Origin of the sequence: Streptomyces flaveolus (assembly GCF_014648815.1) — a bacterium.
Taxonomy (GTDB): domain Bacteria; phylum Actinomycetota; class Actinomycetes; order Streptomycetales; family Streptomycetaceae; genus Streptomyces; species Streptomyces flaveolus.
Genome location: NZ_BMRV01000004.1, coordinates 192254 through 206095, shown reverse-complemented (window position 1 = coordinate 206095; position 13842 = coordinate 192254). Strand labels below are relative to the sequence as shown.

Annotated in this window: 14 protein-coding genes; 11 read left to right on the top strand and 3 right to left on the bottom strand. The window is 74.2% G+C overall.

What is annotated here, in order from left to right:
- The first annotated feature begins 12 nt into the window (after positions 1–12).
- From IEZ05_RS11880 to fbaA, 4 genes are all read left to right on the top strand, one after another.
- Positions 13–786 (top strand): SRPBCC domain-containing protein, encoded by a 774-nt coding sequence (locus IEZ05_RS11880; RefSeq protein ID WP_189230024.1) that lies wholly within the window; start codon positions 13–15, stop codon positions 784–786.
- Between the two features lie 94 nt (positions 787–880).
- Positions 881–1669 carry an aldose epimerase family protein gene (locus tag IEZ05_RS11875; protein WP_189230023.1) on the top strand — a complete coding sequence of 263 codons (789 nt, stop codon included), beginning with the start codon at positions 881–883 and terminating at the stop codon, positions 1667–1669.
- A 10-nt stretch (positions 1670–1679) separates the two neighbouring features.
- Complete coding sequence (pyrE, locus tag IEZ05_RS11870; protein ID WP_189230022.1) at positions 1680–2228, top strand: orotate phosphoribosyltransferase; 549 nt, start codon at positions 1680–1682, stop codon at positions 2226–2228.
- Positions 2229–2348: 120 nt separating this feature from the next.
- The gene (gene fbaA, locus IEZ05_RS11865) at positions 2349–3380 is read left to right on the top strand and encodes a class II fructose-bisphosphate aldolase (protein WP_189230021.1); all 1032 of its coding nucleotides are present in this window, start codon (positions 2349–2351) and stop codon (positions 3378–3380) included.
- Between the two features lie 70 nt (positions 3381–3450).
- On the opposite strand, the gene IEZ05_RS11860 is transcribed toward fbaA, so the two are convergent.
- From IEZ05_RS11860 to IEZ05_RS11850, 3 genes are all read right to left on the bottom strand, one after another.
- A complete protein-coding gene (locus IEZ05_RS11860; protein WP_189230020.1) occupies positions 3451–3864 on the bottom strand; it encodes a DUF3151 domain-containing protein in 414 nt (137 codons plus the stop codon).
- Positions 3865–3948: 84 nt separating this feature from the next.
- The gene (locus tag IEZ05_RS11855) at positions 3949–5031 is read right to left on the bottom strand and encodes a hypothetical protein (protein WP_189230019.1); all 1083 of its coding nucleotides are present in this window, start codon (positions 5029–5031) and stop codon (positions 3949–3951) included.
- 13 nt (positions 5032–5044) lie between these two features.
- The gene (locus tag IEZ05_RS11850; protein ID WP_189230018.1) at positions 5045–6064 is read right to left on the bottom strand and encodes a hypothetical protein; all 1020 of its coding nucleotides are present in this window, start codon (positions 6062–6064) and stop codon (positions 5045–5047) included.
- A 241-nt stretch (positions 6065–6305) separates the two neighbouring features.
- On the opposite strand from IEZ05_RS11850, the gene IEZ05_RS11845 reads away from it, so the two are divergent.
- The 7 genes from IEZ05_RS11845 to IEZ05_RS11815 all read left to right on the top strand — a co-directional run bounded on the left by IEZ05_RS11845 (position 6306) and on the right by IEZ05_RS11815 (position 13832).
- Positions 6306–7169, top strand: a complete 864-nt coding sequence (locus tag IEZ05_RS11845; protein ID WP_189230017.1) for a tryptophan 2,3-dioxygenase — start codon at positions 6306–6308, stop codon at positions 7167–7169.
- On the top strand, positions 7162–8376 hold the full coding sequence (gene kynU / locus IEZ05_RS11840; RefSeq protein ID WP_189230016.1) for a kynureninase: 1215 nt from the start codon (positions 7162–7164) through the stop codon (positions 8374–8376). The genes IEZ05_RS11845 and kynU overlap by 8 nt, the downstream gene beginning before the upstream one ends.
- Before the next feature lie 172 nt (positions 8377–8548).
- Positions 8549–9430 carry an alpha/beta hydrolase gene (locus IEZ05_RS11835; protein WP_189230015.1) on the top strand — a complete coding sequence of 294 codons (882 nt, stop codon included), beginning with the start codon at positions 8549–8551 and terminating at the stop codon, positions 9428–9430.
- 153 nt (positions 9431–9583) lie between these two features.
- Entirely contained in the window at positions 9584–10573 is a 990-nt protein-coding gene (locus tag IEZ05_RS11830) for an alpha/beta hydrolase (RefSeq protein WP_189230014.1), read from the top strand.
- Positions 10566–11780, top strand: coding sequence for an acyltransferase family protein (locus IEZ05_RS11825; RefSeq protein ID WP_373298751.1), 1215 nt, complete (start codon positions 10566–10568; stop codon positions 11778–11780). Before IEZ05_RS11830 ends, IEZ05_RS11825 begins: the two co-directional genes overlap by 8 nt.
- Positions 11773–13149, top strand: coding sequence for a sensor histidine kinase (locus IEZ05_RS11820; RefSeq protein ID WP_189230013.1), 1377 nt, complete (start codon positions 11773–11775; stop codon positions 13147–13149). Before IEZ05_RS11825 ends, IEZ05_RS11820 begins: the two co-directional genes overlap by 8 nt.
- A complete protein-coding gene (locus tag IEZ05_RS11815) occupies positions 13146–13832 on the top strand; it encodes a response regulator (protein WP_189230012.1) in 687 nt (228 codons plus the stop codon). Before IEZ05_RS11820 ends, IEZ05_RS11815 begins: the two co-directional genes overlap by 4 nt.
- The last annotated feature ends 10 nt before the right edge of the window (positions 13833–13842 follow it).

The window sequence follows — 13842 nt, the reverse complement described above, 5'->3', positions numbered from 1 at the left end:
GGCTGCGCTGACATGGAGCATGAGGTGTTCGTTCCGGTTCCGGCCGAGCGGCTCAGGGACGTGCTGGCCGATCCCGTGAGGGTCGCCCGGGCGATTCCGGGGCTCCAGCAGGACGCCGGCGCCGAGCCCGTCGCGGGACGGCTCAAGGTGCGCATCGGCAGCCACTCCATCACCTACCGGGGTTCGCTGCGCCTGTCCGCGCGCGACGACGGGGCGTACGTCGTCGAGGGCGACGCCACGGAGTCGCGCGGCACCGGCGCGGTCGCGCTCGCGCTCGTCCTGCACGTGCGGGACGCCGACGGCGGCACCACCCTCGCGTTCACCGGGACGGCCACCGCGGACGGGCGGGTCACGGAGCTGCCCGAGGAGTCGGTGACGTCGGCCACCATCCGCCTGGTGACCCGGTTCGCGGAGAATCTGGGCGCGGCGGCCGCGGAGACGGAGCCGCGGCACACGTCGGTCTTCGACACCGAGGTCCCCCCGTCCTCCCTCGACGGCGACGCCGACGCCGACGCGGAAGCGGACGCGGGCACGGCCGGACCCGAGGCCCACGACGGCGACAAGGCCGCCGAACCCCCCGCCGAGGCCGCGCACGCGCGCCGCACGATGATCGGCCGCAGCGCCGAGGAGGTGGACCACGCCCCGCCCCGCGGTCGCTACGCCCCCGTCCCGGCACCCCAGTCGAACGCGTCCGGCACCCCCCTGCGCTGGGCGGCCCCGGCGGCGGCACTGGCCGTGGCCTCGGCGATCGTGGTCGGCAGGGCGCTGCGCAACAAGCGCCACTGACCCGCGGGCGCCCACCGAGCAGCGGCGCGGGCCCGCGGGTCGCCGGCGGCCCGGCCCGGTGGGGCCCCCTTGATCGCCCCAGTAGGGTCGTGGCGTGAGTAACGAACCCATCACGCTGACCGCGGGTGACGCGGAGGCGACCGTGCTGCCGGGCAACGGCGGCCGGATCGGCGGGCTCCGGGTCGGCGGCACCGAGCTGCTGCGCCAGGGCGACCGCTACGGCTGCTTCCCGATGGTCCCCTGGTGCGGCCGGATCCGCGAGGGCCGCTTCCGGGACGGTGCCGCCGTCCACCAGATGCCGCTGAACTCCCCGCCGCACGCCATCCACGGCACCGCCCGCGACGGCGCCTGGCGCACCGCCCGCGTCACCGGGAACGAGGCCGTCATCACGTACGACCTCGTCGACCCCTGGCCGTACTCGGGCCGCGTCACGCAGGTGATCGCGCTCGCCGAGGACGCCCTGACGCTGACGATGTCCGTGGAGACGTACGAGTCGTCCTTCCCGGCGCAGATCGGCTGGCACCCGTGGTTCAACCGCACCCTCGACGGGACGGACGTGGCGATCGCCTTCGACCCCGCCTGGCAGGAGGAGCGCGGCGACGACCACCTGCCCACCGGCAACCGGACCGACCCGAAGCCGGGGCCCTGGGACGACTGCTTCGGCATGCCGGACGGCGTCGACGTGACGCTGACCTGGCCGGGCCGGCTGGAGCTGAGGGTGACCAGTCCGCAGCAGTGGGCCGTGGTCTACGACGAGCAGGAGGCCGCCGTCTGCGTGGAGCCGCAGACCGGGCCGCCCAACGGCCTGAACACCCTCCCGCGCCTGGTCACGCCGCTGGAGCCGCTGGAGGCCACGACGACCTGGAGCTGGACCCGGCTCTAAGCTGGTGCGCATGACGGACGTACGCGCGGCGCTGCTGCAGCAGATCAAGGACAAGGCCGTGGTGCACGGCAAGGTGACCCTCTCCTCGGGGCTGGAGGCCGACTACTACGTCGACCTGCGCCGCATCACCCTGGACGGCGAGGCCGCGCCGCTGGTCGGGCAGGTGCTGCTGGACCTGACCGACGACCTGGAGTTCGACGCGGTCGGCGGGCTGACCATGGGCGCCGACCCGGTCGCCGCGAGCATGCTGCACGCCGCCGCCGCGCGCGGCAAGCGCCTGGACGCGTTCGTCGTCCGCAAGGCCGCCAAGGCGCACGGGCTGCAGCGCCGCGTCGAGGGCCCGGACATCAAGGGCCGCCGCGTCCTCGTCGTCGAGGACACCTCCACCACCGGCGGCTCCCCGCTCACCGCCGTCGAGGCCGTGCGCGAGTCCGGCGCCGAGGTCGTGGCCGTGGCGACGATCGTCGACCGGGCGACGGGCGCCGCCGAGAAGATCCAGGAGGGCGCGGGGGTGCCGTACCGGTACGCCTACTCCAAGGACGAGCTGGGCCTCGACTGAGGTCCACTCGGAGTATCCCGCCCCGTCTGGAAAGATGGGGCCGACGATGACGTCGCCCCCAAGGTCTAGGTCAGGGCCGTAAGCACGTAGCACGCCCACCCGCACATACAAGGAGCGGACATGCCCATCGCAACTCCCGAGGTCTACAACGAGATGCTGGACCGGGCGAAGGCAGGAAAGTTCGCCTACCCGGCCATCAACGTGACCTCTTCCCAGACGCTGCACGCGGCCCTGCGCGGTTTCGCGGAGGCGGAGAGCGACGGCATCGTCCAGATCTCCACCGGCGGTGCCGAGTTCCTGGGCGGCCAGCACAACAAGGACATGGTGACCGGCGCCGTCGCCCTCGCCGAGTTCGCGCACATCGTCGCCGAGAAGTACGACGTCACCGTCGCGCTGCACACGGACCACTGCCCGAAGGACAAGCTGGACGCGTACGTGCGTCCGCTGCTCGCCGTGTCCGAGGAGCGCGTCAAGGCCGGCCGCAACCCGCTGTTCCAGTCGCACATGTGGGACGGCTCGGCCGAGACCCTGGCCGACAACCTCTCCATCGCCACCGAGCTGCTGGAGCGCGCCCGCGCCGCGAAGATCATCCTCGAGGTCGAGATCACCCCGACCGGCGGCGAGGAGGACGGCGTCTCCCACGAGATCAACGACTCCCTCTACACCACGGTCGACGACGCGATCCGCACCGTCGAGGCCCTCGGTCTCGGCGAGAAGGGCCGCTACCTGCTCGCCGCGTCCTTCGGCAACGTGCACGGCGTGTACAAGCCGGGCAACGTGGTGCTCCGTCCCGAGCTGCTGAAGGAGCTGAACGAGGGCGTCGCCGCCAAGTACGGCCAGCCCGCCGGCAGCAAGCCGTTCAACTTCGTCTTCCACGGCGGCTCCGGCTCCTCCGAGCAGGAGATCGCGACCGCGCTGGAGAACGGCGTGGTCAAGATGAACATCGACACGGACACCCAGTACGCCTTCACGCGTCCGGTCGCCGACCACATGTTCCGCAACTACGACGGCGTCCTGAAGGTCGACGGCGAGGTCGGCAACAAGAAGACCTACGACCCGCGCACCTGGGGCAAGCTGGCCGAGGCCGGCATGGCCGCGCGCGTCGTCGAGGCCTGCGGCCACCTGCGGTCCGCCGGCCAGAAGATCAAGTAGTCCCGCTCCGCACGACGGGCCCGGCACCTCGCGAGGTGCCGGGCCCGTCGTGCGCACGCTCGGGAAAGCGTCAGGACAGAGTCTGCGCCGCCGTCGGCGAGCTGTCCTTCAGGAACTGCGAGCAGCGCTCGTACTCCTCGGTCTCCCCGATCACCTGCGCCGCGCGGGCGAGGGCGTGCAGGGAGCGCAGGAAGCCGCGGTTCGGCTCGTGCTCCCACGGCACCGGGCCGTGGCCGCGCCAGCCGTTGCGGCGCAGGGAGTCCAGGCCGCGGTGGTAGCCGGTGCGCGCGTACGCGTACGACTCGACCGTCCGGCCGGCCCGGAAGGCGTCGTCCGCGAGCTGCGCCCAGGCCAGGGACGACGCGGGGAACTGGGCGGCGACCTCCGACGGGTCGGTGCCGTTCGCGAGGAGGTCACGCGGTCCGGGGTCGTCGGGGAGGTGGGTCGGCTCCGGTCCGCCGAGCAGGTTCTCGTGAGTTGCCATGGGTTCCAGTCTGCCATCCGGCGCGGAGTACGGGACGGGCCCGGGACGCGTCGCGCGCCCGGGCCCGTCCCATAACGGTGCAGGTCAGCGGACCCGGACGGAGGTCACCAGAGTGTTGAGGTCCGGCCAGAGCTTCTTGTTCGTCTCCGGCAGCACGACCCACAGCACCGACGGGCGGACCCGCCCGGTGTCGACCACGAGGACCGCGTTCAGGTCCATCGTGGACGGCACCCCGCGCTTGTGGAAGTGGATCTCGCTGACCAGCAGCCAGGCGTCGTGTCCGTCGACCTTCAGCGGCTGCGAGGCGACGTCGACCAGGATCGCCTGGTCCCGGGGGTACTCGTAGCGCCGCCGCTCGTCCATCACCGCGTCCGCCACGCCACGCAGCTCCCCGGTGCCGCCGGCCGCGGCCATGATGTCCTCGTCGACCTGCGTGGACTTGACGAGCGCGCGCTGGCGCCCCTCCTGCTTGCGGGTGAAGCCGTCGAAGACCGGATCCAGCGGCTTGCTCCGGTCCCACGTGCCGCCCAGCTCCGCGTACTCCAGGGAGGAGTCCGTGACGGTGCCGATGACCGGCGAGCCCTCGCCCGGGTAGTCCGGCACCTTGACGGTGCCGGTGAGCCGCCGCTCCTCGGGCAGCGGGGAGGCGCCGGGGGTGAGAGTGGGTACGGGGATGCCCCGCTGCGGGGCGTCCGCGGTGCTGCCCGCGCAGGTGGCGGACGAGGAGTCCGGTGTGCTGTGCGCCTGCTGGACCACCTTGCCGTCGACCAGCACGGTGCACGTGAGGGTGCCCCCTTCCTGGTCCTCGCGGCTCCTGACGTCCAGATAGAAGTCGGCGCCCGCTGCCAGTGTGACGGTCTTGCGGTACGGCAGGATGACGACCCCGTAGGGCACGTGGCTGTTCGCCTCCCCGACGGTGAGGTTCACCGAGGGGTGGTCGCCCGTCGCGATGTAGGTGACCGCGACCCGCTGGGGGCCCTTGTCCGCGGATGCCCCGTCGTCGCTCGGGCCGTCGACGGCCAGGGCCAGGCCCACCGCGCCGAGCAGGACCACCTCCAGCAGGATCACCAGGAAGCCGACCGGGTGGAACCCGCCCGGAATCCGGTCGAAGGTCTTCCTGGCGCGGCCGGAGTGGCGCTCGCCTCTCGGCCGGGATGTCTGCGTCATGTCGTCCTCCCCCTCACGCCCGGCCGCTGTCGCCGGACCGGCGGTCGGCCGGCTCGTCGACGGACCGCGTGGCCAGCAGCCCCGCCTCCCGCGCCTCGTCCAGCACCCGGTGCAGGTCCTGGAGCCGGGACCGGTCGGCGAGCCCCTCGATCTCGGCGACGGCCAGCTCGTCCCGCACCGTGTTCACCACCAGCTCGTGCATGTCCTCGCCGAGTTGCTCCAGCTCCCGTACGGCCTCCCACTCGCGGTACGCCGCGTCCGCCGCGCGGGTGTTCTCGGCGTACCGCTCCAGCGCCTCCACCCGCTCCTCCAGCGCGCTCGACGACAGCCGCAGCGCCTGCCGCTGCGTCCGCAGCACCTCCTCCACCCGCGAGCCGGAGGCGTTCCCGGCGGCGGTGCGCACCTTCCGCGCCAGCCGGGTCAGCTCGGCCAGGCGCTGGGCGATCTCGTACTGCTGGGCCGGCAGCGTCACGTCGTTGGCGATGTCGTCCAGCAGCCCGGCCCGGTCGACCTGCGACCGGAGCACCGTCGTCACGGCCACCTGGGCGCGCTCCATCCGGCGCAGCGGCGAGTGGCCCAGCAGCTCGCGCAGGGAGTCGTCGCCGAAGTCCTCGGCCAGGTAGTAGCGGCCGTGGCGCAGCCGGGCCACCCGCTGCCGCTCGTCGGTCCCGCAGCCGAGGACGACGATCAACAGCCAGGCCAGCAGGTGCACGCCCACAAGGGTCAGGACGAACGCCTCGAACCCGAACTGGACCCCGACCCAGATCAGCCCCGCCTGCGCCGCGAGCCCGACGGCCAGGCCGGCCCACACGCCGATCAGCGCCCACAGGATCGTCACCGGCAGCAGCGCACACACCGCGGACACCCCCAGGGCCACCCAGATGTCCGCCTTGGTACGGCCGCCCAGCCCCGGCTCCTCGGGCAGCGGCAGGGTGGCCGGGAAGAGTCCGTCGGCGGACTCCTCCAGCAGCGCGCGCTCCGCGTCATCGAGGGCCGGATCCACCACCGGCCGCAGCGCAACCTCCTGCGCCATACCGCAACACCCCCCACAGGTCGGGGGAGATCGTGACACACGCCGCAGGGGCCGCCCCACGCCGCCCCTGGTCCGCCGCCGCCCGGCCCCGGGCCCTTCCGCCCGACCTTGCCCTCTTCCGATTCACCGCGCATCATGCGAGGTGGGTCCGGTCGGTGCCGGGCCCGAGGGGACCGGGGCCCTGTTGCCGGAGAGGAAGGGGCGGACCGCTACCCGGCAGCACGTAGATACGGAGACAGCGATGTCCTCTGATCCCACGCCCACGCCCGCGCACGCGCCCTCGCAGGACAGCGAGCCGGACACGCCGAACCTCGACTTCGCGGGCACGACCCCCTACGAGGACTACGTCAAGGCCGACGTCCTCACCCACCTGCAGCACACCCTCTCCGACGATCCCGGAGAGATGGTCTTCCTGGTCACCACCCAGGTGATGGAGCTGTGGTTCACCGTCATCGTCCACGAGTGGGAGACCGCGGCCCGCGCCCTGCGCGAGGACCGGCTCCAGCCGGCGACCGACGCGCTCAAGCGCTCGGTGCGGGAGCTGGAGGCGCTGAACGCCTCCTGGACGCCGCTGGCGGGTCTCACGCCCGCCCAGTTCAACTCCTACCGCAGCGCCCTCGGCGAGGGCTCCGGCTTCCAGTCGGCGATGTACCGCCGCCTGGAGTTCCTGCTCGGCGACAAGTCCGCGTCCATGCTCGTCCCGCACCGCGGCGCCCCGCGCGTCCACGCCGAGCTGGAGAAGGCGCTGCACGAGCCGAGCCTGTACGACGAGGTCGTCCGGCTGCTCGCCCGGCGCGGCTACGACATCCCGGACGCCGTGCTCCAGCGGGACGTCACCCGGAAGTACGAGGCGGCGCCCGAGGTGGAGGCCGCCTGGACCGCCGTCTACTCCGGCGACCAGAACGGCGACCTGGCCCGCCTCGGCGAGGCGCTCACCGACGTCGCCGAGCTGGTGTGGCGATGGCGCAACGACCACCTGGTCGCCACCCGCCGCGCGATGGGCTCCAAGACCGGCACCGGCGGCTCCGCCGGGGTGGCCTGGCTGGAGAAGCGCGCCCGGGGCAATGTGTTCCCCGAGCTGTGGACGGCGCGGTCCTATGTCTGAGCTGATGAGCGAGGCGGAGCGGCTGGACGCCGCCGACGGGCTGGCCGCGGTGCGCGACCGGTTCGTCCTCGACGACGTGACGTACCTGGACGGCAACTCGCTGGGCGCCCTGCCCGCGCACGTCCCCGACCGCGTGGCGGACGTCGTACGGCGCCAGTGGGGCGAGCTGCGCATCCGGTCCTGGGACGAGAGCGGCTGGTGGACCGCCCCCGAGCGGATCGGCGACCGGATCGCCCCGCTGGTCGGGGCGGCGGCCGGGCAGATCGTGGTGGGCGACTCCACGAGCGTGAACGTCTTCAAGGCGGTCGTCGCGGCCGTACGGATGGCGGGGGAGGACGGTCCCGGCCGGGACGAGATCCTCGTCGACGCCACCACTTTCCCCACGGACGGGTACGTCGCCGAGTCCGCGGCCCGGATGACCGGCTGCACGCTGCGGCCCGTCGCCCCGGCCGAGGTGCCCTCGGCGCTGGGCGACCGCACCGCCGCGGTCCTCCTCAACCACGTCGACTACCGCACGGGCCGGCTGCACGACCTGCCCGGGCTCACGGCCGCCGTGCACGAGGCCGGGGCGTACGCCGTCTGGGACCTGTGCCACAGCGCGGGCGCCCTGCCGGTCGGGCTGGACGAGCACGGCGTCGACCTGGCGGTCGGCTGCACCTACAAGTACCTCAACGGCGGCCCCGGATCGCCCGCCTACCTGTACGTGCGCCACGACCTCCAGGACCGCTTCGACTCCCCGCTGCCCGGCTGGAACTCGCACGCCGAACCCTTCGGCATGCGGCCCGGGTACGCCCCGGCCTCCGGTGCGGTGCGCGGCCGGGTCGGCACGCCGGACATCCTCTCCATGCTCGCCCTGGAGGCGTCCCTCGACGTGTGGGAGGGGGTGTCCGTCGAGGCGGTGCGCGCCAAGTCCCTCGCCCTGACGGACTTCTTCCTGCGCTGCGTCGGGGAGTACGTCCCCGAGGGCCGGGTCGAGTCCGTGACGCCGGCCGCGCACGCCGAGCGGGGCAGCCAGGTGGCGCTGCGCTGTGACGACGCAGGCGACGTGATGCGGCGGCTGATCGAGCGCGGGGTGGTCGGGGACTTCCGCGCCCCCGACGTGCTGCGTTTCGGCTTCACCCCGCTGTACGTCGGGTTCGCGGACGTGGAGCGGGCGGCGCGCGTGCTCGCCGAGGTCCTGGCGGAGGGCCCGTCACCGGTGGCCTGAGGAACGGACCGCCGTGAGGGCGTCGCCAGGACGGCCGGGCCTGCCCGGGCGCCGCCCTCACCCAGCGTGACATCCCCGTGTCCGCGCACGTCACCGGCCTGATAGCGTCCCGCCGACGGCCGACTCCCTTCCCCCGGTCCGCCAACACCGTTTCGTCGCTGAGAGGTTGAGCATGCCGGACGCCGCCGCAGAACCGGGCACCGCTGCCGCGCGGAACGCCGCGGAGGAGAAGTCGGCCTTCTCGCACCCTGCGGTCGACCCCGACAGCACCGCCCCGTACGGCGACCACCCCGACCAGGTGATCGACTTCTACGTCCCGCGCGGCCCTGGCGGCCCGGGGCCCGCGCCCGTCGTGGTCGTCCTGCACGGAGGCGCGTGGCGGGCTCCGTACGACCGGCGCCATGTCAGCCCGTTCGCCGGGTTCCTGGCCGGCCGGGGCCTCGCCGTGGCCAGCGTGGAGTACCGGCGGGGCGGCGCGGGCGACCAGGCGGTCGCGGGGCGCTGGCCCGACACCTTCGACGACGTGGCCGCCGCGCTGGACGCCCTGCCCGCGCTGGCCGGGCAGCACCTGCCGGGGGCCGACGCGCGGCGCACGGTGCTCACCGGTCACTCGGCGGGCGGCCACCTCGCCCTGTGGGCGGCGGCCCGGCACGTGCTGCCCGCCGACGCGCCGTGGCGCCTCGACCGACCGCCGTCCCTGCGCGGTGTGGTCGCCCTCGCACCGATCGCCGACTTCGAGGTCGCCGGGAAGCTGAACGTGTGCGGGGGAGCGGCGCGGCAACTCGTGGGCGGTGAGGAGCACTACGCCGAGCGCCGGCCGTACGCCGACCCGGCCCTGCTGCTGCCCACCGGCATCGCGACCACCGTCGTCCAGGGCCGCGCCGACGTGGACGTCCCGCAGGCGGTCGCCGAGGCGTACGCCGACGCGGCGGCGAGGGCCGGTGAGATGGTGGGCGTGACGCTGCTGGAGGACGTCGGCCACTTCCCGCTGATCGACCCGGCGGCGGACGCCTGCGCGGTGGTGGCGGAGGAGATCGCCCAGCTGGCCTGGTGACGCGATGCGCCCTGGCGCCACCCCCGTCACCCCCGTAATACCTGAGAGCTACGCCGGGGATGAGCTCTCCGGCGGGACGCCGGTTACCCGCTCCGCCTCATAACTTCCCTTCCGGACGCGCCCGATGAGCGGGCGCGCGGGAGGGGAGCGGCCATGGGGCCCGGTACGGCGGTACGTCGGCGCAGGCGCGCGGGGAGAACACGCAGGGCCGCACTGGCGGCACTCGTCGCCGGTGCCGTGGCGTTCCCGCTCTCCGCCGCCGCGCGGCCCGGGATACCCGCCCCGCCTCCCGCGGTGCTCGCCGCCCCGACGGCGGACACGCTGGCGGACACGTACGCCGCCCACCGGGCCAACGCGGCCGAGGCGGCCCGGATGGCCGACGCCCACGGCGACCGTCACCGCGCGGCGGCGGACCGCGCGCTGGCCGAACCGTCCCGGCATCTGCTCTCCTTCGACGGCCGGGGCGCCGGGCTGGCCACGGAGGTCTTCGGCGACCTGGCCCACGCCGACCGCGTCGCCGTCCTGGTCCCCGGCTCCGACACCGGCCTCGACACCTACGGCCGGTTCCGCGCCGCCGCCCTCGCCCTGCACCGGCAGCTCCTCGCGCAGGCACCGGACGGCACCCGCACGGCGGTCGTGGCCTGGCTCGGCTACCGGACACCCGGCACCGTCAGCACCACCGTCGCCACCACCGGCCGTGCCGACGAAGCCGCACCGAAGCTGCGCGGCCTGGTCGACGACCTGCGCGGCGTCACCGGCCCCCACGCCCGGGTGGCCCTCCTCTGCCACTCCTACGGCTCGGTCGTCTGCGCCCGTGCCGCCGCCGGCCTGGACGTCGCCGACATCGCCCTGGTCGGCAGCCCCGGCACCGGCGCCGACTCCGCCGCGGACCTGCGCACGAGCGCCCGGATCTGGGCGGCGCGGGGCGCCGACGACTGGGTGGAGCATGTCCCGCACGTCAGCGCCGGACTGTTCGGCACGACCCTCGGCTTCGGCACCGACCCGGTCTCCCCGGCCTTCGGCGCCCGGGTCTTCGACGCCGGCGACGGCGGCCACAGCGACTACTTCGACGCCGGTTCCCGCTCCCTGACCAACCTGGCCCGCATCGCCCTGGGCGAGCCCACGGAGGTGACCCGTGACTGACGTGAGGCGGCCGGCCGGGACCGGTGCCCTGAACGCCCTGCGGCACACCGCCGCCCGGATCGACGCGGCGACGCCCGCCTCCAGGGACCGCGCGGTCGACGCGCTGCGCGCCTTCGCCATCCTCGGCGTCGTCCTCGGCCACTGGCTGGTGACGGCCCTGGTCTCCGACGGCGGCGGCCTGCACACCGCCAGTCCCCTGCAGCACATGCCCTGGCTGGCCCCGGTCTCCTGGACCTTCCAGACCCTCGCGGTGTTCTTCCTGGTCGGCGGGCACGTGGCCACCCGTGGCTGGGCCACGGCCCGTGACCGGGGCACACCGTACCGGCGGTGGCTGGCCGCCCGGCTGGGCCGGCTGTTCCGGCCGGTCGTGGCCGTCCTCGCCCTGTGGACGGTGACCGCGGTCCTGCTGTTCCTGACCGGCGCCGACCACGGGACCGTGCGCACGCTGGTCAAACTGGCCCTGTCCCCGCTGTGGTTCCTGCTGGTCTTCGCCGCGCTGACCGCGGCGACGCCCCTGCTGGCCCGGTTGCACCCGCTGTGGCCGCTGGCCGTCGTCCTCCACGTCGACCTGCTGCGCTTCGGCCTCGGCGGGCCCTCCTGGCTCGGCTGGATCAACCTCGCCGCGGGCTGGACGGTGCCGTACACCCTCGGCGCCGCCTGGAGCCGCGGGGAGCTGGAGCACCGCAGGGCGGGCTGGGTCCTGCTCACCGGCGGTACGGCGGCGACCGCGGCGCTCGTCGCCTGGGCGGGCTACCCGGCGTCCATGGTCGGCGTCCCCGGCGCCGCCGTCTCGAACCTCAACCCGCCGACGCTGGCCGCGGTGACCTTCGGCCTGGCCCAGTGCGGCCTCGCCCTGCTGCTGCGCGAGCGGCTGCGCCGCGCGCTGCGGCGGCCGGTGGCCTGGGCGGCGGTGGCGCTGGTCAACCTCTTCGCGATGACGATCTTCCTGTGGCACCAGACGGCCATGATGGCGACCACCGCCACCGGCCTCCTCGCGGGCCGCCTGCCCGGACTGCACACGCTCCCCGACGGACCGGACTGGGTCGCGGCCCGGCTCGTCTGGCTGCCGGTGTTCGCCCTGCTCCTGGGCCTGTGCTGGGCGGCGTTCCACCGCTTCGAGCGCGGCGACGACCGCCGCCGCTCACGGGTCGTCCGCACCCACCGCCCGCGGACAGGGGCGACGACGAAGGGTGTGCGGCATGTCTAGGCTGGGCGGTGTGATGCCAGGGGGGAGCATGCGGGCGATCGGCACGCGTTGGCTGGGGGTACTGCGCGACGACCTGTGGACCGCGCGGGTGGATCCCCTGCCGCCCTCGGTGTGGCTGCGCTGGTTCCCGCACGGGATCGTCTGGCTGGCCGCGTTCGGCGTGCTGCTCGGCGACGCGGCGCAGCTCGGTGACAACGGCGGACTCGGCGGAGGACTCGCCTTCCTGATCGCCCTCGGCCAGAGCGGCGCGATGGCCCTCGCTCTGTGGCGGCCGGTCCCGGCGTGGTGGCTGTCCATGGCCGCCATGCTGGTGGGGGCCTTCGCGGTGCGGGCCGAGATGATCGCGAACGGTGTCCAGTTCACCTGGCCCTGGTCGGCCGCCGGGATCATCGGGCACATGTTCGTCCTGCTGCTGCTCGCCCTGCGGGTGCGGACCCGGGTGACCATGGAGACGCTGGCCCTCAGCGCGCTGGCCACCTCGGTCGTGCAGGGCGCGGTGGGAGCGGTGAACTACCAGCCGACCGGCCGGCTCGCCGTCATCCTCTTCGCGGTCGTCGCGGTGCTCGGCGTCGCCCTGCGCGGCCGCCGCGAGGCCCGCACGCAACTCGCGGAGCAGACCACGCTCACCGCCGAGGAACGCGCCCGGCGCACCCTCTTGGAGGAGCGCAGCCGCATCGCGCGCGAGCTCCACGACGTCGTCGCCCACCACATGTCCGTCATCTCCATCCAGGCCCAGGTCGCCCCCCACCTCGTCGAGAACCCGCCGGACGAGCTGAAGGAGAACCTCGCGGGCATCCGGGAGAACGCACTGGAGGCGCTGACCGAACTGCGCCGCGTCCTCGGCGTGCTGCGCTCCGAGGACCCCGACGTCCCCGGGACGACGCCCGACCGCAGCGGCACCGCCCCGCACGCCCCGCAGCCCACCCTCGACCGGCTCGACGCGCTGGTGGAGAACACCCGGGCCGCCGGACTGACGGTGACCGTCGAGCAGGACGGCCGGCGCCGGCCGCTGCCGCCCGGCGTGGAGCTGTCGGCGTACCGGATCGTGCAGGAGGCGCTCAGCAACGTCCTGCGGCACGCGCCCGGCGCGACCGCCCGGGTCCGCCTCACGCATCTCCCGGCCGGGCTGCGCGTCGACGTCTCCAACACCCGGCCCACGCGGGCCCCGGCGCCGTCGCAGGGGGCGGGGCACGGGCTGCTCGGCATGCGGGAGCGGGTGGCGATGCTCGACGGCACCCTGAAGGCCGAGCGGCTGCCGGACGGCGGCTACCGGGTGGCCGCTTTCCTGCCGGCCGACGGTCCCGACCACGCGACCGACCTCTCCGCCCGCCACTCCACCGACCACTCCACCGAGGACGACACCCCATGACGACCGGCAGCGACGGCCGAGTGATCCGCGTACTGATCGCCGACGACCAGCAGATGGTCCGGCAGGGCTTCACCGTGCTGCTCAACACCCAGCCCGACATCGAGGTGGTCGGGCAGGCCGTCGACGGCCTGGACGCCGTGGCCAAGGTCGCCGAGCTCGCGCCCGACGTCGTCCTGATGGACATCCGCATGCCCGAGCTGGGCGGCATCGAGGCCACCCGCCGGATCACCGGGGCGACCCCGCAGATCAGGGTGCTCGTGCTGACCACCTTCGACCTGGACGAGTACGTGTACGAGGCGCTGCGGGCCGGCGCGTCCGGGTTCCTCCTGAAGGACGCGTCGGCCGACCAGCTCGCCGAGGCGGTCCGGGTGGTGGCGGCCGGGGACGCGCTGCTCGCGCCCGGCATCACCCGGCGGCTGCTCACCGAGTTCTCCCGGCTGCGCGAGGGACCCCGGGCCCCGCTGAAGGAAAGGGTCGGCGGCCTGACCGAGCGGGAGACGGAGGTGCTGGCCCTGATCGCGCAGGGCCTGTCGAACGCGGAGATCGCCACCCGGCTGGTCGTCGCCGAGCAGACGGTGAAGACGCACGTGGGCCGGATCCTGGTGAAGCTGGGGCTCAGGGACCGGACGCAGGCGGCGGTGTTCGCGTACGAGTCGGGGCTGGTGCGGCCCTCCGGGTACTGAGCGGGGCGGG